Below are 24,908 nucleotides of genomic sequence, written 5' to 3'. Positions count from 1 at the left end.
AAGTTATTTTTTTAGAAATAATAGCCAATATTTATGTTTAATCGTGTATTCCAACCCGGATCCGAATCGGTGGGATTGAGAACCGATATAGGCTGCCTATAATCTATCCCTCTTCCGGTACCCAGGGCATTCCCTCCGAAAGCATCGGTTATCCAAGGATGATTGTAACCCATTGCCACATCGAAATAGGAATATACCTGACCTGCTGAAACAAGCGCTCCAAAGACATTTTGCTGAGACTTCCTGTACGAAAACACAGGGCCTCCCTGGCCTGAGGTTAACTTTTGCATCAACGTATAATCATTGTATAGCTGAACATTGCGTATCGGACCCCAGCTAAGCGGAATGTCGTAGGCTAAACCAATAACATAAAGTGCGGCTCTGTTGGCGACATCATAGGTGCCAAAACCATAAGCCCCCATTTGAACCACGTCCAACACTATCCCGTCATCATTTCTCACATCATTATATGTATAATATATTGCCTCTGATTTCAAGTTCAACTTACCCCAATTCGCCTCGTGGTGAAGTGCTGCTGCCCATTGGTACCCTGAATGACTAGTTTGTAAATTGTACAATTCGTGACTTTGGAGGGACAGTCCCAGTTCATGACCGGGCAATTTTCGGACTGCCCGGAGATTTATTTGATGCCGCTCAATATTTGAATTTCCCGGAATTGGGACCACGTCATAGGAATACCTAGCTGTAGAAAAAGCCCCAAAGGTAACATCATTCGTTCCTCTGGGTTCTGATAACAGAAAATAGGCTCCATCCAGTAGCCAGCCCTCCCATTCATGGGAAACGTGAAACCCCATCTGATGATCGTCCTCTAACCCCAGATAATACGGCAACTGAAACCACCAGCTATGCGAGGCATACGTTAACAACCCGAAAGGAACTTGGGTCACACCCATTTTAAAACTGGTCTTTTCATTGAAGCGGTATCCCAGCCAACCGTATTTCAGGAAGTGTGTATTAAAGGTCGGGTAAAACCGGTATTCGAAGGATAGTTGAATGCCGTCACTATACGCATCTACATTTAACCTCCAAGTATCCCATGTCCATTCGTTTCTTAAAAACGTTCCTAATGGAAAAGTCTGGCCTTCATAGTGGGCATATATATTATTAAGCCGGAAAGCCCCTCCAACTTTAAGCCAGGTAGTGTCCCTATCTAGGAATTCAGTACGACTTGTGGCAGGTAATTCAAGGGTGCCTTTATTAGTACCATAATCCTGACCAGTTACCACAAACTGCCTACTCTTACTGTGGGTTAAAGAATCCTTTTTTGTTTCCGCTTTTAGGTTACTTCCGAAAAGCAAAATCAAAAATAACAAATAGGGCATATATTCCTTGTTTGACGTAAGTATAGCAAAGCTATCAAAATTTAAACAAGAATGAAAATGCATAAAATTTATTGTTTATATCATATTTAACCTACCAATTAAAAAATAACGTACTGTTTCATCTGAAATTAAATCCTTCTCAAAACGAGTTTATCCCACCAATGATCTCAAATAAGATTTTGAAAGGTCAACCGAACTTTTGCTTCTGGAATTCCTTGCATTATTACTCCAAATAAATTATCAGAGCTTCCTGCTACTTGAAACAAAATATTTTTATTCAACTGAAAACCATTAATTTAAGTCTTCTTTTATTAGGTTAGGAATCTATTCGGATAGAAAAATAAGGAAGGCATTCCAATAAATTTACCCGGTTCTTTCCATCTCCTACGAAAACCAAAAACTGGCTATTGTCATGCAGAGCTACACTCCCTAAACTTGTATCCGATGAAATTAACGTTTAAATTAGAGGTCTCTTTTATTCACTGTTATAGCAACTATTCCAAATTTTCCACTGAAAATATGTTTATAGAAATATAACGGTATCCTTATCACTGGCAAGGATTCACATAAACCTGTTGGTGTTCAAATAGACTTTGAACGACCAATTGCCAGCCCGAACATAGAATTATAATGCCTGAAGAAAAGTACGATTTTATTATTATTGGCGGCGGTTCAGCCGGTAGTGTTTTAGCCAACAGGCTCAGCGAGGATCCAAACAACAATGTCCTGGTTATCGAAGCTGGACGCATGGACCATATTTGGGATTTCCGGATTCACATGCCCGCAGCCCTGACTTATCCCCTTAGTGGCACGTTTTACAATTGGGCCTACGAGTCAGATCCTGAGCCTTATATGGGAGGTAGAAGAATTTACCAACCAAGAGGGAAAGTATTGGGGGGATCAAGCTGCATTAACGGTATGATTTTCATCCGTGGGAATCCGCTGGACTATGAAAAGTGGGCCGAAGAGGATGGCTTAGAAGATTGGAATTTTAGCCATTGCCTCCCATACTTCAAGCGTTTGGAAAACCGACTTGCCGGTGCTGATAAATACCGGGGTCAGGGAGGGCCGCTTCACCTTACCACACCAAAATGTGACAATCCCTTGTTTGACGCCTTCTTCGCATCGGTACAGCAAGCTGGCTATCCCCTAACGGACGATGTCAACGGTTACCAGCAAGAGGGCTTTGGGAAATTTGACGCCACAATATATAAAGGCAAAAGGTGGAATGCAGCTCGGGCGTATTTACATCCGGTAAAGCAGCGGAAGAACCTTACCATCAGCCTGAAATCAAATGTTACACGCATTCTTTTTGAAGGTAAAAAAGCCATAGGTGTTGAATTCCAAAAAGGAAAAACTCTCCACAAAGTCTATGGAGGCGAGGTCGTTTGCTGTGGCGGTGCTATCAATTCCCCGCAGGTTCTGCAACTTTCAGGCATAGGCAATGGCAAAGAGATCAGCCAACATGGAATTAAAGTTGTGGCGGACCTTCCCGGTGTGGGTGAAAACCTCCAGGATCATCTGGAAGTATATGTGCAGTGGGCAGCCAAGAAACCGGTAAGTCTCTACCCTTCCCTAAAATTTTATAACCAGCCCAAAATCGGACTAGAATGGCTCTTTAACAAAACAGGCATAGGGGCTAGCAACCATTTTGAAGCGGGTGGCTTTATCAGAAGCAATGACGATGTGACCTACCCTAATCTTCAATACCACTTTTTACCCATCGCCATCCGCTATGATGGGTCAGCCCCTAATGAAGGGCATGGATTTCAATTGCATGTGGGCCCCATGAATACCGATGTGAGAGGGCATGTCAAAATCAAATCGGCAGATCCGAACGAATATCCCAGCATACTTTTTAATTACCTTTCTACAGAACAGGAAAGAAAAGAATGGATAGAGGCCATCCGTTGCACAAGAAACCTGATCAACCAACCGGCATTTGATGACTTAAGAGGCGACGAAATATCTCCCGGAAGTGCTGTAGAAACGGACGAACAAATTCTGGAATTCGTAGCGCGAGAAGGAGAAAGTGCTTACCATCCCAGTTGTACATGTAAAATGGGCTACGATGATATGGCAGTGGTAGACAAAAACCTCAGCGTCCATGGCATATCCAACCTAAGCGTAGTGGATGCCTCAGTAATGCCTTATGTCACCAATGGCAACATTTATGCCCCCGTAATCATGATCGCCGAAAAGGCTGCAGACATTCTACTGGGCAATACACCCGCACCACCTGAAGAAGTCCCCTTTTACCATCACAATAAAATAACAGTAAAAAACCAATTTTCCAATTAAATGGAGCATCATGAGATCTACATCGACGGTAATTGGGTTCCCGCTCTAAAAGGAGCCTACCGAAGTATCATCAATCCTTATAATCAAGAAATAATTGCAGAAGTATCCGAGGCAGACCGAGGGGATACCAAAAAGGCAATAAATGCCGCAAGAAAGGCCTTTGACCAAGGAGAATGGTCCGGCGTTTCAGCCACTAAACGTGGGAAAATGGTGTATGAACTGGGCGATCTAATTGAGAAAAACAGATCCCAGTTGGCTGAAATGGAAACGCTAAACACCGGTAAAACCTATACAGAGAGCCTATGGGATATGGACGACATTGCCGGGATATTCAGGTATTATGGCGGATTGGCGGATAAGATCGGCGGAGAGGTAATACAAAGTCCCAATCCCAATAGCCATAGCCGTCTGGAAAGGGAACCTGTGGGCGTAGTAGGCCTGATCTGTCCATGGAACTATCCCCTACTACAAGCCGCTTGGAAAATAGCCCCGTCTTTGGCTGCAGGCTGCACCATGGTGATAAAACCCAGTGAACTGACACCTTTGTCCACTTTGGCATTTACTAAACTTACGGAAGAAATCGGCTTCCCCCATGGCGTGATAAATACGGTGACAGGACCCGGGGAATCTGTTGGCGCGGAACTGGCTGAAAGCCTTGACGTGGATATGATTTCCTTTACCGGAGGGGTAGTAACAGGGAAAAAAATCATGCAGGCCGCCGCAGGGAATGTGAAGAAAATCGCTCTAGAACTGGGGGGTAAAAACCCCCATATCCTTTTTGCCGAATCGGATTGGGAAACGGCTGTGGATTTTATCATGAACGGCGTGTTTTTCCACGCCGGACAAATTTGTTCTGCCGGAACCCGGGTCATGCTGGAAGCCTCCATACATGACAGGGTGGTCGCCTTACTGGCCGACCGGATAAAAAAAATCAAGTTGGGAAGCGGCATGGAGGAGGGGACTCAAATGGGTCCCCTTATTTCCGAAGCCCAACTTCTTAAAGTAGAGGAACATGTAAATCTGGCGGTGAGGGAAGGAGCCAAACTGGTATGTGGCGGCAAAAGACCCACCGATAAATCCTTGAAAAAGGGTTTTTTCTATGAACCCACCTTACTTACTGATTGCCATCCGGGAATGTCCATTGTTAGAGAAGAAGTTTTTGGTCCAGTAATTCACATTGAGCAATTTGAAACAGAAGATGATGTCATTCAGCATGCCAACGACACCATTTACGGCCTGTCAGCGGGATTTTGGAGCAATGATCCGGAAAGAATCGAAAGGGTCAGCAAGGCCCTCCGCTTTGGAACCGTTTGGGTCAATGACTTCAATATCTATTTTACCCAAGCCCCCTGGGGAGGTTATAAACAGTCCGGGGTGGGGAGGGAGCTAGGCCGCATTGGCCTGGAGGAATATACAGAAATTAAACACGTCTATCAAAATTTTAAGCCCCAGCCATTGCAATGGTTTGGAAGCAAATCCTAAACCCCCATTGCTATCGATACCAGGACGCTCGGAATAATCGTCACCATCTTTTTTTATTTGCTGATCCTTCTGACGGGTATCTATGCCAGCAGGAAAGAATCGGGAGACAAAAGTGCCCAGGGACTGCTCTTGGCAGGCCGGAGGATGCCGGCATGGATAGGGATATTTACCATGACGGCCACCTGGGTGGGTGGCGGCTACATCATCGGTACCAGTGAGGCCGTTTATGACAGTGCCCGTGGCCTGGTATGGGCCCAAGCACCTTGGGGGTATGCTTTGAGCCTTATTTTAGGCGGTCTGTTTTTTGCCAAAAAAATCCGGAGCTATGGTTTTACCACCTTCATTGATGTTTTTGAACAGAAATACGGAAAAAAAACTGCTGCGGTCCTATTCATACCTGCCTTGGTTGGGGAGATATTTTGGAGTGCAGCCATACTAGCTGCCTTGGGAATAACCTTCGCCACCATTTTTGAATTGGACTTGGAAACTTCCATCCTTGTTTCTGCCGGCATTGCCATACTTTATACAATGGTGGGGGGGCTATGGTCCGTGGCCTATACGGATGTGGTTCAATTGGTCTTTATCCTTGTAGGTTTGGGCATCAGCATTCCCTTTGCCATCCAAAAAATCGGCGGCTTTGAGATGGCACTTGACCTGTATGACCAGAGCATGAAAAACGGCTTGACCCTTTTCCCACCTTTACAGGCATTTTTAGGAAATGATCCCAATTGGGGCAACCAAATTTGGGTGTGGATGGATTTTGCGCTTCTCCTGATTATGGGAGGTATTCCCTGGCAGGTGTATTTCCAAAGAGTACTTTCTTCGAAATCTGACCGATCTGCTGTCCGTCTTTCCATTTACGGGGGGATTTGTTGTGCTTTGATGGCCATTCCAGCCATATGGATTGGCATTGCCGGGGCCGGGTTTGACTGGAGTAGTTCTGGGTTGGGTACAGCACCTGAAGCAACCATGGTCTTGCCCTATGTGTTACTGGAAATGACCCCGCCACTTGTGGCGGCTCTAGGCTTAGGTGCCGTAGCGGCCGCAGTGATGTCCTCTGTTGATTCTTCCGTACTCTCTGCATCTTCCATGTTTACCTGGAATATATACCGGCCCCTTATAAACCCGGGCTGCACGGACAAACAAATTCGGTTGACCATAAGATTGGCCATTTTATTCACTGGGGCGGTGGCCACCTGGTTGGCCTTGACCTTGCAAAGTGTCTATGACCTTTGGTACCTGTGTGCGGACTTGGTTTATGTAATATTATTTCCGCAATTGCTACTAGCTCTCTATTTCAAAAAAAGTAACCAATATGGGGCAGTCGCAGGCATCCTGATGGCTTTGGTGTTAAGATTTGGAGGTGGAGAACCCCTCTTTGGCATCCCTCCTTTCCTACCCTATCCTATGAATGATCCTGTAGAAGGAATTCTGTTTCCCTTTAGAACCTTTGCCATGCTATCCGGTTTGATAACCATTGTAGTAGTTTCTTATTTGACACATTCTAAAAGCAATGGAAAAATAATTGAACCCAAGCTTTAAAAATTTACTTGCTAACTGGCCTGGACTGTGTGTAGTATGCAAATACACACAAATATCCCTTTCATTTGGAATGCGGATAATTAAAAAACAAGTTATTCCAGTTGTCCAGAAATTGGGTTCGTAGATGGCCATTGCAAATGGCTTTTGAAAGATTGAATTTCATAAGCAGATCTCAGATAGAAAAGTGTAGTGAAATATTAAACCTAGGGGAGGGTGGTGGGAAGGGAGTCTTGTTTTTTTAAGGATTAAACAAAAAATCATAGCCCGCAATTTTCCTCAATTTCTTATCCAAGGTCCATAGTAAGAGATCATTTTTCTGAACTGCCTTTACGATGATCACATCAATCAATCCAACTCCATGATGGATAAAGTCAGATTTGTGGGAAAGTAAACCGGATTCAATAATCAGAAAAGGTTCATCCAAAGAAGTAACTATAGAGAAATACGCCAAGATGAGGTCAACCTCCCTTTTCCCTCTTGCACCCTGCAATAATTCCGCAAAAATAAGTTCTAGGCCGAATACCTCTCCATTCTCAAGAAGCGTTTGGCAAGTATCAAAGAATTCAGGATTCCCTCTTAAATATTCAATCCAAATGGAAGTATCGAAAACTAAACCTTTCATTCACGATTTATCTTACGCAGTTGCTTAGCAGAATAATTGAATTCCAATGGTTCTTTCAAAACAGCGGATCCAAGCTGCTTGATCTTTTGCGATCTAATGTAGGCAGTTAAGGCAACCTTTAGCGTTTCCGTGATCGTTTTCGTCTTGGACATTGCCATCGCTTCGGATATCATTTCGTCAGGAATTATAGCTGTAACTTTCATATATTAAGTTTTTTACAAATATACGACAATATATCGTATTGGTTTTCCTTTGATTTCCCAACTGGGTGTAGCTTGTAACTACACCCGAATATTTCTTCCAATTTGTAATTGGAAACGGATTGATTCGGTATTCTGGTCATGCTAGTTTTGTAAACTCTGGATCGAAACAAAAAAAAAAAGCACCGATAATATCGATGCTTTTTATTTTGTTGGTGAAGTTAAAACCTTAGTCTTTCTTCTCTTTTACTTCCTTGCCGGTAGCGTCATATTTTTTGGATATTTCTGTACCGTTATGATCGAATTTGATAGCATAATACACTTTGCCATCTTCACCCGTCATTTGCCAAGCCTCTTTTACTTCCGCATCACGGGTTTTCTCATCATTTTTGATAGATTCTTTTACCACTTCAGGCAAATTCTCTTTTTCAATTTTTGTTTTTTCAGTATCCTGAATGAAATTAACTTCTGTAACAGGATCAATCGTGTTCGACATAGCTGCCATGGGAGAAAAGGCAAGCCCCATTACAATTACTGCTGGAATTATTAATTTGGTTTTCATAAAATAATTGGATTAATAAAATGATTAAATTGGTTAAGTTTAATTAAAGTAGGTTTCTACCTCAATTTAATCAACAATGTTCATAATTTATGCCAAACTTTTAAAAGTATAATTAGATCATTCTATAACCTATTTTTAATCAATTTACTATATTTTATAATAAATAAGTGTTATTATTATCAACAATTAGAGGTGAAAAAATACACAAATTGTTTACTGATATCTACAAGTTTAATTACCTACTTAAAATCCCTTGAAGGGAATAACTCGCCCTGCATGGCCTTTACGGTAGGGGAAATTGGTGTACTTTCTACGGTTTTTTTTACTGTCACCTTCGGCTTTTTTTCAACCGAGCCTATATTACGTGCCTGTGCATCAACGGTAAGTAGGCTGTTCAGATTATGGCAGGAGCGTACTACTACGTGGATTACTTGCCCCTCTTTTTGAACCTTTCCTGCCACCATCAGCAACTTGGACTGTAATATTACTGATCGGTATTGCTCAAAGGTTTTGGCCCAAACTACTAGGTTTGCAAATCCTGTCTCGTCCTCAATGGTGATAAAGAGTACACCCTTTGCCGTCCCCGGACGCTGCCGTACCGTAATTAGTCCACTTACTTTGATAAATGCCCCGTCTTTCGCTTTTCCCAATAGAGCTGTGGGTATTACGCCCATCTTATCCAGCCGATCCCGAACAAAGCTTATTGGGTGGGATTTCAATGAAAGTGTGGTGGCTGCATAATCCCGCATCACGTGCTCCATTTGAGATACTTCAGGTAGAACCACTTCCTTCTCGGAAGGCGTTTCCTGAACCTGACCCTCAAAAATACCGACCGGCCTACCCTGTAAGGCCAACACATCCCAAAGTGCCTGCCTGCGGTGAAGCCCCAAAGACCGAAATGCATCGGCATCCGCAAGTCGCTCTAGCGCACCTTTTGGAACCCCAACAATCATTAATTCAGTGATCTGGGCATAAGGCTTATCCCGGCAAGTTACTAAGCTCTCCATATCCTCCTGGTTTAACCCCTTAACATGCCGAAACCCCAACCGAATCGCCCAATATTTACCCGGTTTCTCCTCAAAGATATTGTCCCACTGCGAGTGGTTTACATCCACAGGCCTTACCTCTACCCCATGTTTGCGTGCATCGGTCACAATCTGGGCTGGTCTGTAAAACCCCATGGGCTGACTGTTCAACAAGGCAGCGGCAAAGACGTCCGGATAGTGGTACTTCAGCCAGCAGGATACATAAACCAGCAGGGCAAAGCTTGCGGCATGGCTTTCGGGGAAACCATAGCTGCCAAATCCCTCCAATTGCCGGAACACACGTTTGGCAAAATCTTCCTCGTATCCTCTGGCAACCATGCCCCCCACCAGTTTCTTTTCGTATTGACTCACCAGCCCATGGGCCTTGAAGGTGGCCATGCTGCGCCTGAGCCCGTCTGCCTCAGCAGGAGTAAATCCGGCAGCTACAATAGCAATCTCCATGGCCTGCTCCTGAAACAACGGCACCCCAAGTGTACGACCCAAAATTTCTTCCAACTCCCGGGAAGGAAAAACTACGGGCTCCTCCCCCCTGCGCCGTTTAAGATAGGGATGAACCATATCCCCCTGTATTGGCCCAGGTCGTACTATGGCCACCTCGATCACCAGGTCGTAGAAAGTTCTTGGCTGTAGGCGTGGAAGCATGGACATCTGCGCCCGGCTCTCAATCTGAAAAACACCCAAGGTATCCGCCTGGCAAATCATCTCATATACTTCGGGATCATCTTGGGGAATGTTTGCTAACGTGAGGTGAACTCCATAGTGATCCCTGACCATGTCAAAGGCCTTGCGTATACAGGTTAGCATGCCCAAAGCCAACACATCGACTTTCAGAAATTTTAGTGCATCGATGTCGTCTTTGTCCCATTCGATACAGGTTCGGTTTTCCATGCGGGCGTTAAGCACCGGACACAAGTTGGAGAGCTTATCCCGGGTAATCACAAATCCACCCGTGTGCTGACCCAACTGCCGCGGGAATCCCATATATTGTCGGGTAAGCCGTAGCGTTTTACGCAGATGCGGATCACTAGGATCAAAGCCATGGGAGGATACTGTTTGCCCTTCCAGCCATTCTTCTGTAAGTTCATGGCCTGATTTTGACAGCCGATCCACGGAATCGAGTGACAATCCCATGGCTTTGCCCACATCCCTTACCGCTCCCTTCCAGTGTACCTGCGTAACTGTAGCGACAATCCCGGCCCTGTCCCGGCCATATTTTTCATAAATATACTGCATCACCTCCTCCCTGCGCTCGTGCTCAAAGTCGACATCTATATCAGGTGGCTCATTACGGGCATCGGACATAAAGCGGGCAAAGAGCAACTTAAACTTAGAAGGATTAACGGAGGTAATACCCAAGCAATAACAGACTACTGAATTAGCTGCCGAGCCCCGACCTTGGCAGAGTATGCCCCGCTCTCTTGCAAACCGCACCAGGTCGTACACGGTCAAAAAATAGGAGGCATAGGATTTTCGGGCGATGAATTCAAGTTCGTGAACAATTGTATCATAAATGGTTTTGGGAATTTTTCCACCAAAGCTGGCATTTGCCCCCTCCCAAGTCAGCATCTCCAGTTCTTCCTGCGGACTGCGCCCCCCACTGGTGATTTCTTCTGGATATTGATATTTTAGCTGATCAAGCGAAAACTGACAGGATTCTCCAATTTCAATTGACCTTTTTAGGGCATCGGGATATTCCCGAAACAAACGGTACATCTCCTCCCGGTCCTTGAGGTACCGCTCGGCATTGGGATGGAGCCGAAACCCCGCACTTTCCACTGTACACTTTTCCCGAATGCAGGTAAGCACATCCTGAAGTGCCCTTCTTCCCTTGCCGTGATAATGGACGTCATTCACGGCTACTATTGGAATGTCAAATTTTTTCTCAGCCTTCAACAGTCTGAACATCCTTTTATGGTCGCTGCCGGCATAGTAAAAAGCCGCAGCCATATAAAGGCTATTTCCAAAAGCCTCTTTATATTCTCCTAATGCGGTATAAAAGTCCAATTCAAAATCCAAAGCGGCATTTAATCCAATTGGGGGCACCACCATGAATATAATTCCCCGGGCATGTTCATACACATCAGATTTATAGAGGTGACAAACTCCCTTTTCGGCTCTCAGGTTGCCCACCGTAAGTAGGGATGATAGACGTCCATATGCCTCCTGGTCTTTAGGATAGGCCAATAAGCTTGGGCCGTCCAGAAGATCCAGGCGACATGCAGGAATAAAACGCAGTCCGGAATCTTTGACTGCAGCATGTGCCCTTACGATCCCCGCCAGTGTATTGCGGTCAGTCACCGCAATAGCCCCATAACCCAACTGGCTTGCTCTCCATACCATCTCCTCCGGATGGGAACCTCCCCGAAGAAAGGAGAAGTTGGTCGTTACCTGAAGTTCCGTGTAATCAGTTGTGTTCATGATAAAATCTAAATGTATTTTTTGAAAACACCGGCTTATGGAAAAAACCCATGCAAAAACCACCGGGGCTGACCATTCCCATAAAGCCCCAACCGAAAGAGCCAATACCTTGCGCCAGAAGTGTCCTCCACGCAGTAATAATCCCTCGGCGGACCCGTTTCCAGCCACCATTCCTGTTCTATCCGCTCCGGTCCATCGGCCTTGGACACCTGAATCACTTTACCCTGATGCCTAAAATGAAGGGGAGGGTAATCGGGCAGTGGTACCATCACCTCAATGGGTTCTGGATCAGGAAGCAAATGTAGAGGACGAGGCTTTTCGGGCCAGATAGTAGTGGGCTCCTCATCCAGCGATTGGGCAGCACGTATGGAACGCTCCGGCCAATGGTGCTCTTGGGGTAAATACCTATGTATGCGGTTGGGACCTATCTTTGTCTCTACCCTATCCAGCAATTCGGCAACTACAGCAGGATCACCTGATCGGTGCCAAAGCTGTTCCTGCGCGGTTTTTACTTTTTCAATCAGCAAGCCCTCCAGGGTAAACAGTTCCACTCCCAAAGCCGGCTCGAATAATGGGATTTTCAGCTCAAACAAACGGAAGAGGTGCTCAGGGTTATTGGATGCCCTACCTGTTCCAATTTCAATCTTTACCGTAATTCCATCTATGCGCAGCCCCCGGAAAATTGCCTTTCGCAGTCCCCTACCCTCTCTGGCCAATCTCAGGCACAACCTTTCCAACACATGGCGAAGCGCAATTTCAATTCCTTTTGCGGTACTGATGGGTTCCAAGCAGGGCAATTGCTCCTCATACGGGATCTTTGGCTGAATTGGCTTGAAGGTTTCCTCCTCCCTACCAACCGCTTGCGCTAGGCGAAGCAGCAAGCCATCACCGAACCGCCTACGCAATGTAGCAGACGGCATGTCAATAAATTGGCTGATCTGGCGAAATCCCAGCTTTTCCAGCCCCTCCAATACATTTGCTTCTAACCGTAGGGCAATGGGGGGTAAGGAGAGCAAAGCTTCTCGCTGTTTTCCTTCTTTCGCAATAAAATCGCTATTTGATCCATATCGGGCCAATGCCCATGCAGCGCCTATGGTGTCCGCAATTGCTGCACGTACACGGTATCCTTTGGTACTCAGTACTGCCAAAATATCCGACAAGTATGCCTTTTCCCCACCCCATAAATGTGAACAGCCACTAATGTCAAGTAGCAGTCCGGATGGAGAATCAGGGGCGGCAAGAGGTGTATATCGAATGCACCATTCGGCAAGGTGGTAAAGTAGTTTATCCCTCAAATTGGGTTTATCCGAAAAAACGTCTAAGGTTGGATAGATGGCACGGGCATCGGCAAGGGCCGTGCCGGGATAGATGCCCAAGGCAAGGGCTTCCCTGCTAGAAGCCTGAACCACTGTCCTACCCCGCTGGGGTGAAGCCAATATAAAGGGTTTTCCCCTAAGCTCCGGTCTTCTAATCACCAGCCTGTCCGTGGTCAGGTGGCAAAACCATATAGACATAAATCGCTTATGCATATTGACGTTCCTCCTTTTTAATTGGAATAGGTTTCCGCCCGGAAAGTGGCCAGAAGCCTTGCTCTTTCCATTCCATTTGCCATGCACCAGGCCTACCGTTGCGGACCTTCAGCAATTCCACATTCCAAGTAGGAAAACCCAACCCAGGCATACCCTCTTCCGGTTGACTGGCAATCGGGGAAATTTTCCAACGGGTATTACAAGCTAAGGCATGCAGGCTCCTTGGCTGATGGCGATGTATAAAACCCGTCACCCTGCTGTGTTCCACGGCCAGCTGCAGTCGCTGCGACTGGGCAAAATCAAGTTCCCGCAATTCTCCCACTACCGCCACAAGCGCATTGCACTTGAGTGCCTGCTCCATAGTCCAAAGCACATCCCTTTCCGATTTTACATCCACAAATATCACCTGCTGAGGCGTTACGCCAAAGAGTCCAAGGGCTGGAGGAAAAGCCTTTCTGCTATTGCCTATCCAAAGGCTATAGCCACCTTTACGCAACAACATCCCCAGCATGGCAGCCACAAAGCCTTGGGTGGATGCTGCCTCAGAAGCAGTAGTGCTTATAAACTCATGGTTAACACTCAAGGGAAATGTACGACCCGGAAAAGCTGCTTCCATGGGGCCGAGCTTTACAGAGAAGTCGCCACGTGTTCCCTTGTTGGGAATAGACCCCTCCAGCGCCATTACATCTTTCCTTAACTGGCGCAGCCGATCAATTTTCTCACATGTCAGTTCCATATTTCCGGCAAAAGCATTATATTTGACACGAATAATGTCAAACTGTTGACTTTAATTATAACAAACATTCATGAAAAAGGCAAATAACTTTTTCCCAAGTAATCTAAAATTTCTCAGGGAGCGGAAGGGATTCACGCAGCAGGAACTGGCAACATCTTTAGGCCTGACTCGATCCAAGGTCAATGCCCTGGAATCCGGACAGACCAAGGCTCCCTCCCCGGAGGATTTCCTGGGTATTTCCGGATTTTTTGGCATCAGCATAGACAGTCTGATCCGGGTGGATCTCTCCAGACTTGGGGAGCTAAAGCTGCGGGACCTGGAGGCAGGCAATGATGTTTATATCCGGGGTGGAAACCTGCGGGTGTTGGCAATCAGTGTGGACAAGGGTAACAACGAGCATGTGGAATATGTACCGATTAAAGCCAAGGCAGGATATATGGCTGGATATAACGACCCGGAGTTTATTGCCTCCTTGCCCAAGTTTTCCCTACCCAACATGCCCAAGCAGGGTACTTACAGGATCTTTCCTACAATTGGAGACTCCATGCTGCCCATACCTGGCGGAAGTGACATCGTGACCCAATACGTGGAAGACTGGACGGGGCTCAAAACAAATACCCCCTGCATTGTTATTCTAAGCGGACAGCAGGACTTTGTGTTTAAGCTGGTAACGTTCAAAGCGGAAGGTACGCTTTTGCTTAGGTCTTTAAATCCTATCTTTGAACCTTATACCGTAGCTGCGGGGGATGTGCTTGAAATCTGGAAATTTCACGCCTACACCAGCCGGGAAATCCCCGAACCGGAAACGGACATTCAGCAGCTGATTAGGGCTGTCAAGGAAATGCAGAAGGAGATTAAAAATAAGCGATAAGTTTATCTTTATAGGACCAATCCTCAGATTTGGATAAATCCATAAGTCAGGTTATTTTGAATAAAAATGAATAAAAACAATTGAAATTGGTATTGAAAATCAAGATTATTACCGAATAATAGGTAGTTTAAAAGAAAATAGTTCTTCCATATCATTAAACCCATAATCCAATGTATCCACCTAAGAAACTCTTTTTCACCGATGATGGCAGTATTCCCAATTCTCCTTTGCCATTGCTTTATTACCAAAATGTATTGGACACCACTGGAAATGAAGCAGCTACCTGGCTGGAGAAGAAATTCGCCTCTAATGGTTGGACAAATAGCTGGCGGTGGGGGGTGTATGACTTCCACCATTACCACAGCAACGCCCATGAAGTTCTTGGGGTTTTTCAGGGAAGTGCGGTGATTTTGTTGGGAGGTGAAAAAGGAGAGAAGGTCAAAGTACAACCCGGGGATGTCCTTATCATACCTGCCGGAGTTGGACACAAATGCCTGAGTCACGATAGCCAATTTACGGTAGTTGGCGCCTATCCCAATGGCATGCAGCCCGACCTTATGAAAGGTGAAGAAGGAGAACGGCCAAAAGCGGATCAAAACATTGCAAAGGTACCTTTACCTGAAAATGATCCTTTGTTGGGAAGGGATGGGGGATTGGTGGTGATATGGGACTTAGAGAAGGGAGATTGAAGACCTGAGACGGGAGTTTTGAGTCGGAGGGATTCAAATTACGAATTACCATAACTCATAACCCATCACCCATAACTCCACCCATAGACTTATAAACTTATAAACTCATCGACTTATCAACTTATAAACCTATCAACCCATCGACCTATCAACTTATTGTAGACCTGAACGTCTTGAAGATCAATTATTAATTTGCAGTTTTAAAGCAAAATGGAAGAAAATGAAAAATGCGATATTAGTTGTTTTGCTATTAGCAAGTTTTTACTGCCGTGCCCAAGAAACAAAAGATATTGGCGAAAAAGCGATAATTGAAAAGGTCAATCGGTTTTTTGAAGCCCTGGAAATGCAGGATACCACTTTATTTAATAGCTTGGCTTATGCGGATGCCGGGATTTGGACGGTGAGGAGGCAACAGGACAGTGTCCGGATTGGACATCGAAAATACAGTGACGACACAAAACACTTTGACCCCAAGCAAATAATTTATGAACGTGCCCTGCGATTTGATATTAAAATACATCATGACATCGCCGTAGCCTGGGTACCTTATAAGCTGCATGTAAACCAGGAGTTTTCCCACTGTGGGGTGGATGTATTTACGTTTTTGAGGACCAATGAGGGATGGAAAATTGTCAACCTTGCTTATTCCATAGAACCCGATGGTTGTTGATCTTCATTAAATTTCAAATAAATTCATTTAAAAAGTTAAATCAAGTAAAATAGACTAGGCGAATATTAACCCCTATGTGTACTATGTTCCTATGTGGTAAAAACCAGTTAGGTTTGATTTGCCACATAGGGCACATAGACCACATAGTTTTTAAAATGGAGCAGATAAAAAAAACCGCTATTCGGCGAATCACCAAACTCACGGAAATTATAAACCTGATAATCATTTTAAGCTTTATATCTCCAAGTATCTATCCAAAAGCAAAATAATCTATTCGGAAAACCCTATGTGAACTATGTTACTATGTGGTAAAACTTCCCTTGTTCGGGGGAAAACATCCGTCAGAATTTAAGTAAATTCTTTTAATTTTTTTTAAGAATTTTAGATCAATTTCCTCTATAAAAATCTTTCCAAGTTTCTACCAACTTTGCCTTGCCCATTTCCCCGTTGTAAACCAGCATTCTATATCTGATCGTTTCCGATTCGCCGGCGGCAATTTTCCAGTCACCCAAAATCTGTCGGGATGGACCCATACCCATTTGGCTGTCTACCCGCCAGGGTGTTGGAAAAGCTTTGTTGCTAGGATGGTCAAAAATGGCTATATGGGCAAAATCCTCACGTCCATCCAATTTAATCCCAATATCACTCCAAATCGCACGGTTCCCCTCCAGCTCCATTCCCTGATGTCCTGAAGCGCTGATGATTTCACCGACTGTTTCCGGTATCCAGGGCATGCGTATAAAAAGTCCTCCCACGTAAAACTTCCCCATTACCACATCAGCTTTTGCTTCACCCTTCCATTCCAGGTCCATTATATAGGTGTCATTCACTTGCTGCATGGTCCAGTTTTGGGTCTCCACCATAAGTGTCTTGCCATTTTCGTCAAGCATATCATACACAGTCTGCCATTTTACTTTCCCTCCCTTTCCTTCAATTACGGTTGCCGATACCCCACGCCAATAATCCTTGTTCCATTGCATAAAATAGTCCCGTTCGTTTACCCGTTTTAATCCCCAGTAAATTCCTGTTTGATGTGGGTGGTGGTCAGGGCGGTATTCCGTCAGGATGCCATTTCCATCTGGTGCAACAATGGGGTGAATATATGGACGTTCATCCGGCTTTGCCATTTGGGTAAGGATGGGTTTGGGGCTACTTTCAGAGTAAACAGCCATGCTGCTAGCATCAATATCTTGGACGATGCGGAGTGATTTGTTGGGACTTTTATTTAACTGAATACTTGAATTGGAAAGCAGGTTTACCACATTCACTCCATCATTTAAAGGAGATAGACTCAAGTCTCCCTGTTGAATCCGGATGTTCCGGAATCGGATGGAAAAACTACCTTGGGGATCGTTTTCGTTGTTAGCATGCAATTGTAGGCCGATAAATCCTTTGAGATATCGGTCGTCCACAAGATGGGATACCGGAACGCCGTTAATCCAAGTCCGCATGATGGGTCCTACTGCTTCGATCCGGTAGTGATTCCACTGGTAGCCCTTTTTATTGTCTCTGATAAAGGTATCTTTAGCCGCTTGGCTCATCTTTTCCGGTGGATAAATCCAACCCCGTTCTGCTCCCTCCTCATAGATGGCCCCACTCCATTGTTGGGGCTTTGGATCGACTTCCATCTGATAGCCGTGTACCCGGCCGTTTTTGAATTCCGGATAACTCTGTGAACGGAATTGAATCCCGGAATTATTCATCAAGGTATCGATGGACACTTCCAATTCTAGCACAAAATCACCAAAATCCTCCTCAGTACAAAGAAACCCATTTGGCTGACCGGGAACTGTCCTGCCTATAATCATGCCGTCTTTCACTTCCCAGATATGTTTTCCATTAAGTTCCTTCCAGCCGCTGAGGTCTTTCCCATTGAAAAGGTTCCGCCAAGCGGCTTCCTGGGCCCTAACAGATGACGGTTGAAAAACGATAAACAACAGAAGTATAAAAGGAAGCTTATATTTTTTCATGGCTATAGGTTTTGGGTATGTCGTTTTATTAATTAGCATTACGATTATTAATCAGGCAAGGCGAAGGCGATAACCGAATCTCCATGCTTGGTTCCGTTTTTTCCACCACCACCGGCTGCAATGACCACATATTGCTTTCCATCAATCATGTACACGCTGGGTGTGGCATAACCACCGGCAGGCAGTTGATATTCCCATAATACATGTCCGGTAAATGTATCAAATGCCCGGATTTTTTCATCCGGGGTTCCCGCAATAAATACCAAATTGCCAGCAGTCACTACAGGACCACCAAAGCTTTTGGAACCTGTATGGCGAATACCCCTGGCGACAAGTTCAGGATATTCTCCCAGCGGGACCTTCCAGAGAATCTCGCCCTTATCCAAATCCACGGCATTTAGGGTTCCCCATGGAGGCGCAATTGCGGGATACCCATCCTGGTCAACAAAGAAGGGAGCCACATTGGCATAACGGGGTGCTTTTGAAGATCCAGTATCCGAATTATCAGGTTGAATTTCCTCTACATGTACGGCCTTGTTTTCCAAATATAGCACTAAATCATCCAGTTGCTTTTCTGAAAAATGATTAAAAGCAGGCATCATTCCCCGTCCATAGGTCAATACGGACTTGATTGAATCTTTGCTTATAGTTAGGTTTTGAAGTGGGGGAAATAATGGAGGGTTGCCCACCTTGTTGACCCCGTGACAGGCTGTACAGGCAGTATTATAAATCATTTTTCCCCGGTCCAATGGAGATGCAGATGCTGTATCCAGACTTCCGGCCAAGGGTACCAGGCTATGAATGGTGGGGGCCTCATTGATATTTACAAACATCACATTTGTGGCCGGATCGAATGCCGCACCACCCCATTCGGCACCGCCCTGATGTCCGGGCATGGTGATCACACCTGCCATAGAAGCGGGGGTATACAGGGTCCCGGTTTCATGTTGCCGGAAGATGTTTAAAACATATTCCCGGGTTTCGGGGGTAATATTACTTAGGTCCGATTCCCGAAGCGTCGTTCGGTTGAGTGGGGGCGGCCTGAGGGGAAATGGTTGGGTGGGCCAAGCTTCCTCACCCGGTACCTTGGAAGGGGGAACAGGCAGATCGACCACCGGAAAAATCGGTTCCCCAGTTTCTCTATCCAAAACGAAGGTTAAGCCTTGTTTGGTCAACTGCACAACGATATCCCTAGTCTTCCCATCCGCAGTCACCGTAGCCAAAATGGGTGCCGGAGGTAGGTCGTAATCCCAGATATCATGGCGTAGGGTTTGGTAATGCCAAATTCGTTTGCCCGTTGTGGCATCCAAGGCTATGACGCAGTTGGCAAAAAGATTCTCTCCTTTGCGCATGCCGCCATAAATAAAATCAGGTGCGGGAGAACCTGTGGCGAAGAAAACCCATCCCCTTTCCTCATCGACGGTTAAGCCACCCCAGGGATTGGTTCCACCGTAGCTCACCCCTTCTTCAAATTCCCATGTGTCATATCCAAGCTCCCCCGGCTGGGGAATAGTATGGAATATCCATTTGAATTCCCCGGTTAGGGCATCATAGCCACGCACATCTCCAGGTGACGAAGGTTCCCCTTCTGGGGTCCTGCCTCCTATGATGAGATAATTTTTATAAACCATCCCCTGCGTGGTAGCTTCAAAATCAACCTCCGAAGGGTCTTGGGGTAAATTTTTTCGTAAGTCAATCCACCCGTTTTCTCCAAATGATGTGATCAGGGTACCAGTAAGTGCATCAATGGCATATACCCGGTCTTTTACAAAATTCAGAATCCGTTTATTTTCCCCATTTTCATCTTCCCAGTAAGTAAGGCCCCTGTTTCTGCCACGGAAGGGTCTTTCGTCATTTCGGTACTCATCCGGGCGGAATACCCATACTTCCTTGCCCGTGGCAGCATTTAATGCGACGGCATTTACCTCCGGAGTGGTGAAATATAGTAGGCCATCAATGATAATGGGATTGGAGTACATGCCCGGTCCTACCGGATTTCCATGGTTATATTCCCAGGCTTTTTGCAGCTGCTGAACATTTCCGGTGTGGATTTGATCTAAGCTGGAGTATTGGATACCGGAAGAATGTCCTCTGTAGATCCCCCAATCTTGGTGGTTGTTAAGCCTATTGTTGCTGGGTGGGTCCTTCGGTTTTTCGAAATTCGCTTTAGAACAGGATAGCAGAAATAGCAAGAAAAGACAAAACAGTAATGGTTGGCTTTTGGGTGTAGTTTTTATCATAAATCAAATTGATTTCATTACCATATTCCATGCAAAAAAAACAAAAATATTCGGTTTACCTTGTGAAGGGCTTTATTTTTGAGTGATTAAACGAAAATGCTTCCTGTAGGAAGAAAGATGCTATCTATTTGACATTATGGAAAACAAACTGTTACGAATTCTACTCTATTTTACCCTGATTGTGGTTAGCCTTACACTATTTTTTTGGGGAATTTTCACTGCCAAATCCTTTCTTGCTCCGTTAACGGTAGCCGCTTTGTTAACAATGGTGGTATTACCTGTTTCTAAATGGCTTGAGAAAAAGAGTATTTCACGGGGACTTGCAGCATTTTTTTCTACTGCGTTAATCTTATCATTTTTTGTCGTGATTATAGGCATTGTAGCTTGGCAAGTTAAGAACTTTACCAACGAATGGCCACAGATCAAAGAACGGATCGATCCAAAGATAGAACAGCTTCAGGCATTTGTTGAAGACAAAACCGGGATTTCCCCCCAGGAGCAGAAAGAAACAATCTTTGGCCCCCAACAATCTCAGTCCGTAGAAGAAAGCAATAACTCAGAATCAACTACCGGAGAGTCAGCGCAAAATCATTCCTCAAAGGAACAGGAGCAGTCCTCTGCAACGGGTTTGGATGGGTCCACGGTGAAATCCATAGGTGAATATGCAATATCCTTTTTTAGTGTGTTCGGGAATTTCATACTGACTTTTATTTACGTTTTTTTCTTTCTATTGTATAGAAAAAAATTTACTACCTCATTGATGAAAATGGCTCCCGACAATCAACAAAAAAAAACAAAAGCAACCATAAGCGAAATCATTCTTATTTCACAAAACTATCTTTCTGGAAGACTTCTACTCATTCTTTTTCTCGCAATCTTGTATACAACAGGATTGTCCATTTCAGGAATAGAGCAGGCATTATTAATATCAGTATTGGCAGCAGTCCTATCCTTGATGCCGTATGTGGGAAATATGTTAGGATTCGGATTGGCTGTGGCTATGGCATTTGTTTCCGGAAGTGGTCTTAACGGCGTAATTGGGGTAAGTGTCACCTTCGGTGTTGCTCAATTTGTGGAAAGCTATATTTTGGAACCTTATGTTGTGGGAGATAAGGTTAATATCAATCCAGTGTTCACCATAATCGTGGTTGTTCTGGGAGGGGCCGTTTGGGGAGTAATTGGTATGCTGATCGCAATACCGGCATTAGGTATGTTAAAGGTGGTGTTTGACCGGATACCTAGCCTTCAACCCCTTGGGTATCTATTCGGGGGAGAGGATATTGGAGATGATCAGCCTGGTTTTTTCGACAAGGTTATTGGCTGGACGAAAGATAAATTAACTTTTTAAGAAATGAATTAGATGGGTATATATTACGCTATGATCCTAGAAAAAACACTGAAACTTCTGTTAATCACGGTTAATGGTCTCAAAATGTATGGCGTTTTGTGGCTTTATTTTAAACCACATGATGATTGCCAATACATTCAACACCGCTCCAATAATAAAGAAAGGGGTCACTGAACCGGTCCAATCCCGAAGATAAGGGAAAGCTAGTGCGGTGACAAAAGACCCTATATTTCCCGCCATATTCATAGTGCCGGATACAGCACCAGAATGCAATTTCCCAATGTCATTGCATAGGGTCCAAGAAGGACTTATGGTCATATCCGCCCCAAAAATGGCAATGGATAAAAACATAATGGAAAAAAATATGTCCGTGGAATACAAACTGGCGATCAACCCCAAGGCAGCCAATGCAAATCCAACCGTTGCTGGGATTATCCTTGACCATTTTAAGCTACCGCCTTTATAAATCCGATCTACCAACCAACCTGAAAACATATTGCCAAATGCGCCTGCAATCAATGGAAACGACGCATAAAAACCAGCTTCTAGATTATTCAGCATAAATTGTTCCTTGACATGTGGAAACAGCCAGGTAAGGCAAAAGAAAAAGGTAAAGTTACTGGCAAAATACTGCCCCATGGCCAACCACATATTTCTGGATTCCAACAAAGAACTCAAGGCAAATTTCGAGGGAGTTTCAACCCCGGAGATAGTTCTTGAAGTTAAAATTTCCTGTTTTTCATATGCTGAAACCCTGGGATGGTCTTCTGGATTGTCTCTGAATAAGAAATACCAGCCCAAGGCCCAAATGATTCCGAGCAGACCAAGGACAAAAAAGGTGCTGCGCCATCCTAAGGTATCTATAACCAAAGCTATTAAGGGAAGCGCAAACGCTGCGCCAAACCTGCCTCCGGAGAAATTTATTCCGTTTACTATGCCTCTCTCTCTTACCGGAATCCAATGATAAACCGCTTTGGATATACCGGGATAAGCACCGGCCTCACCGACCCCAAAAAGAAACCGTACAAAAAATAAGGTTATGAAATTTGTCACAGCTCCCGTCAGTGCTGTAAAAAAAGACCATAAACTCACCACTGCCGCCAAAGCTCGTCGTGGGCCAATTTTGTCAGAAAGAATTCCCAATGGCGTTTGGAACAGGGCATACCCTAAAGCAAACATGGACAGTACCCAACCAAATTGCTTGTCACTCAATTGAAGGGCATCAGTCATTGGATCCTTGGCAACCGATATGCCTATCCTGTCCACGTAGACCAACATGGACAAAAGGAAGGTTCCGGCTACCATAAAATACCTACTTGGAACAAATGGTTTTTTTGATAGAGGCACGTTATTTTGGGTTTATTTTGTGGGTAATTTTCACAATCGAAGATGTAGGAATCGTCGGCATCTTGATGATAAAGGCCTATTGGACAGGTTCGTTGATGAGCTTTTCCTCAATGACCTCCTTTGATTTTGTTAGATGAGCTTTCATGGCCCTTTCAGCCCCCTCGGAATCACGATTAATGATGGCGTTGATTATATCCATATGGTCCTGAAGAGTGGCTTCGGGAGGTCTGATAAGACCGATTCTTTCGATATACGTGATCAGATTTCCTTGCTTGAACAACTTGTCGATGTATCTGTTCCCACATTTTTCCACAATAAAATTGTGGAACTGGGTATCAGTCCTTTTATAGTTGTCATTTCCTTTCTGTAAACCTTCATTTTCAAAGGGTAGAAAAAAACTTTTCAGTTTTTCGACATCTTTTCCACTTATCCTTTTTGCAAGCAGTCCGGCGGCGGTTGATTCCAGTGCTATCCTACAATCGAAAATTTCGAGGATTTCCTTGTTGTCAATTTCCTTAACTTTAAATCCAGTTTTGTTTTTTGGCTCTATGAGGTTTTCCGCCTCCAGCATGTGTAGTGCAACCCGAAGAGGGGTTCTACTGATACCCAATTTTGTGGCCAATTTTTCCTGGATAATCTTTTGCCCGGGTGCCAAGGTGCCATTGATGATCAACTTCCTTAGCTCCCTGTATGCCTGAATTCCCAACTCATCGTTTTTAAGCATAAGTCTTGATTTTCATTTTTGTTTTTAGTATACTGTATACTAACTAATAAACCTAGGTATTTTAATTTATTTCACCCTGTTAATTGGGTAAACAGTTTTCTCATCATGGGAGTGATAAATTGCTTCAACGACCTTCAAGGTCTTGATATAATCATCAATTCCGGTCTCAAACGGCGATTCTTCTAAAATTCCTCTAATAAAATGATACTGACAGGCAAACACACTGTCACCGGAAAAGCCATTTTCCGTAGGTTTAAAAGGCAATTTATATTGTGGTTCTCCCAATGGTTTGATGGAAATTTGACCGTTGGGGTGTAACGTAAGGCTACCCTTATCCCCTTCTATCCACATTTCCCCAAAAGTATACCTTGCATTGTTATAAGTAGGCTCGTGATAACGGTTGGCATCGAATAAAGCGGTACAACCTGATTTGAATTTAAAAAAAACCATGCCGGTATCTTCCCCTTTAATAATTGGATTTAGGGTTTTCAAATGGGCGTAGACCTCGGAAATCTCCCCTTCCAAATACCTGAAGGTGTCTACAAAATGAACTCCCGTCTCATGGATCAAAAGGCGGGGCATATTTCGGAAATACGGTTGCCTATCCAAATAGGCATCGTCTCCCCAACCATCTCCCAAGCGCATTTTAAAGGTATACTGAAATATTTTTTTCCCGATAATGCCTGCCTGAATAACCGATTTGATCTCCCTATACCAAGGTTGAAACCTCCAGTTTTCATGTACCATAAAACGGATACCCGTCCCCTTAACCAGTTCCCTGATTTCTTTTGCCTCTTTAAAGGTGTCAGCCAGTGGTTTTTGACAGATGATATGAATGCCTTTGGCTATTGCTGCCTTGATGATCGACCTATGCGTAGCCGGCGGTGTAACAATATCCACGAAGTCAGGTTGATGTGCCGCAAACATTACATTTAGATCCCCATATACATTGGGAATATCATAATGTTTGGCGTATAATTTCGCTTTTTGAACATCCTTGTCACATATAGCCACTATTTCCACATCAGGCATCCGCGACCATGCGTCTCCATGAAAATGGCTAAAATATCCGGCACCAACAATTACCCCTTTCAGTCTTTTCATGTGTTTATAATTGTTTTTTAATGGCCACATGGAATCTCGCAATTATAATCATCCCTCCGTGCGTCGCCTGCGTCAAGCTCGATTTCATCTGTTTATTATTGATTTTTCAATGGTCAGATGGAATCTCGCAATAATAATCATCCCAGTGTGTGACGGATACTTCA

At 44.6% G+C, this 24,908-nt stretch carries 19 protein-coding genes; 7 read left to right on the top strand and 12 right to left on the bottom strand.

Annotation, left to right across the window (positions count from 1 at the left end):
• Positions 1-11: 11 nt before the first annotated feature.
• On the bottom strand, positions 12-1,343 hold the full coding sequence (locus FQ608_RS07285; protein WP_158857166.1) for a hypothetical protein: 1,332 nt from the start codon (positions 1,341-1,343) through the stop codon (positions 12-14).
• 630 nt (positions 1,344-1,973) lie between these two features.
• Between FQ608_RS07285 and betA the strand changes: the two genes are divergently transcribed.
• The 3 genes from betA to FQ608_RS07270 are packed head-to-tail and all read left to right on the top strand — an operon-like array spanning position 1,974 to position 6,668.
• Positions 1,974-3,644 (top strand): choline dehydrogenase, encoded by a 1,671-nt coding sequence (betA, locus tag FQ608_RS07280; protein WP_158857165.1) that lies wholly within the window; start codon positions 1,974-1,976, stop codon positions 3,642-3,644.
• Positions 3,645-5,126 (top strand): aldehyde dehydrogenase family protein, encoded by a 1,482-nt coding sequence (locus FQ608_RS07275; RefSeq protein WP_158857164.1) that lies wholly within the window; start codon positions 3,645-3,647, stop codon positions 5,124-5,126. It begins immediately after the preceding gene.
• A gap of 57 nt (positions 5,127-5,183) precedes the next feature.
• Positions 5,184-6,668 (top strand): sodium:solute symporter family protein, encoded by a 1,485-nt coding sequence (locus FQ608_RS07270; RefSeq protein ID WP_158857163.1) that lies wholly within the window; start codon positions 5,184-5,186, stop codon positions 6,666-6,668.
• Positions 6,669-6,906: 238 nt separating this feature from the next.
• On the opposite strand, the gene FQ608_RS07265 is transcribed toward FQ608_RS07270, so the two are convergent.
• The 6 genes from FQ608_RS07265 to FQ608_RS07240 form a co-directional block, all read right to left on the bottom strand.
• Positions 6,907-7,290 (bottom strand): PIN domain-containing protein, encoded by a 384-nt coding sequence (locus FQ608_RS07265; protein WP_158857162.1) that lies wholly within the window; start codon positions 7,288-7,290, stop codon positions 6,907-6,909.
• Positions 7,287-7,493: a type II toxin-antitoxin system VapB family antitoxin gene (locus FQ608_RS07260; protein ID WP_158857161.1), complete on the bottom strand. Its 207-nt coding sequence runs from the start codon at positions 7,491-7,493 to the stop codon at positions 7,287-7,289. Before FQ608_RS07260 ends, FQ608_RS07265 begins: the two co-directional genes overlap by 4 nt.
• Before the next feature lie 226 nt (positions 7,494-7,719).
• On the bottom strand, positions 7,720-8,052 hold the full coding sequence (locus FQ608_RS07255; RefSeq protein WP_158857160.1) for a hypothetical protein: 333 nt from the start codon (positions 8,050-8,052) through the stop codon (positions 7,720-7,722).
• 239 nt (positions 8,053-8,291) lie between these two features.
• On the bottom strand, positions 8,292-11,516 hold the full coding sequence (locus FQ608_RS07250; protein WP_158857159.1) for an error-prone DNA polymerase: 3,225 nt from the start codon (positions 11,514-11,516) through the stop codon (positions 8,292-8,294).
• A gap of 35 nt (positions 11,517-11,551) precedes the next feature.
• Positions 11,552-13,045, bottom strand: a complete 1,494-nt coding sequence (locus FQ608_RS07245; protein WP_199856333.1) for a Y-family DNA polymerase — start codon at positions 13,043-13,045, stop codon at positions 11,552-11,554.
• Positions 13,038-13,781, bottom strand: a complete 744-nt coding sequence (locus tag FQ608_RS07240) for an ImuA family protein (RefSeq protein WP_158857158.1) — start codon at positions 13,779-13,781, stop codon at positions 13,038-13,040. Before FQ608_RS07240 ends, FQ608_RS07245 begins: the two co-directional genes overlap by 8 nt.
• Before the next feature lie 70 nt (positions 13,782-13,851).
• Here FQ608_RS07240 and FQ608_RS07235 point away from each other — a divergent pair, with 70 nt between their 5' ends.
• From FQ608_RS07235 to FQ608_RS07225, 3 genes are all read left to right on the top strand, one after another.
• Positions 13,852-14,652: an XRE family transcriptional regulator gene (locus tag FQ608_RS07235; RefSeq protein ID WP_158857157.1), complete on the top strand. Its 801-nt coding sequence runs from the start codon at positions 13,852-13,854 to the stop codon at positions 14,650-14,652.
• A 170-nt stretch (positions 14,653-14,822) separates the two neighbouring features.
• A complete protein-coding gene (locus FQ608_RS07230; protein WP_158857156.1) occupies positions 14,823-15,341 on the top strand; it encodes a cupin domain-containing protein in 519 nt (172 codons plus the stop codon).
• A 220-nt stretch (positions 15,342-15,561) separates the two neighbouring features.
• Positions 15,562-16,011, top strand: a complete 450-nt coding sequence (locus FQ608_RS07225; RefSeq protein WP_158857155.1) for a nuclear transport factor 2 family protein — start codon at positions 15,562-15,564, stop codon at positions 16,009-16,011.
• Between the two features lie 386 nt (positions 16,012-16,397).
• Here the strand turns inward: FQ608_RS07225 and FQ608_RS07220 are convergent, their stop codons facing one another.
• Both FQ608_RS07220 and FQ608_RS07215 read right to left on the bottom strand, forming a co-directional pair.
• Entirely contained in the window at positions 16,398-17,981 is a 1,584-nt protein-coding gene (locus FQ608_RS07220; protein ID WP_158857154.1) for a DUF6807 family protein, read from the bottom strand.
• Positions 17,982-18,028: 47 nt separating this feature from the next.
• The gene (locus FQ608_RS07215) at positions 18,029-20,221 is read right to left on the bottom strand and encodes an outer membrane protein assembly factor BamB family protein (RefSeq protein ID WP_158857153.1); all 2,193 of its coding nucleotides are present in this window, start codon (positions 20,219-20,221) and stop codon (positions 18,029-18,031) included.
• Positions 20,222-20,357: 136 nt separating this feature from the next.
• Here FQ608_RS07215 and FQ608_RS07210 point away from each other — a divergent pair, with 136 nt between their 5' ends.
• Positions 20,358-21,569: an AI-2E family transporter gene (locus FQ608_RS07210; protein WP_158857152.1), complete on the top strand. Its 1,212-nt coding sequence runs from the start codon at positions 20,358-20,360 to the stop codon at positions 21,567-21,569.
• A 60-nt stretch (positions 21,570-21,629) separates the two neighbouring features.
• Here FQ608_RS07210 and FQ608_RS07205 read toward each other — a convergent pair whose 3' ends face one another.
• The 3 genes from FQ608_RS07205 to FQ608_RS07195 form a co-directional block, all read right to left on the bottom strand.
• The gene (locus FQ608_RS07205) at positions 21,630-22,916 is read right to left on the bottom strand and encodes an MFS transporter (RefSeq protein ID WP_234364110.1); all 1,287 of its coding nucleotides are present in this window, start codon (positions 22,914-22,916) and stop codon (positions 21,630-21,632) included.
• Positions 22,917-22,992: 76 nt separating this feature from the next.
• A complete protein-coding gene (locus FQ608_RS07200; RefSeq protein WP_158857151.1) occupies positions 22,993-23,640 on the bottom strand; it encodes a GntR family transcriptional regulator in 648 nt (215 codons plus the stop codon).
• A 66-nt stretch (positions 23,641-23,706) separates the two neighbouring features.
• Positions 23,707-24,744, bottom strand: a complete 1,038-nt coding sequence (locus FQ608_RS07195) for a Gfo/Idh/MocA family protein (protein ID WP_158857150.1) — start codon at positions 24,742-24,744, stop codon at positions 23,707-23,709.
• Positions 24,745-24,908: the final 164 nt, after the last annotated feature.

This window comes from Lunatibacter salilacus (assembly GCF_009797935.1).
In the GTDB taxonomy this organism is placed as follows: domain Bacteria; phylum Bacteroidota; class Bacteroidia; order Cytophagales; family Cyclobacteriaceae; genus Lunatibacter; species Lunatibacter salilacus.
This window is presented reverse-complemented; position numbering and strand designations above follow the sequence as displayed.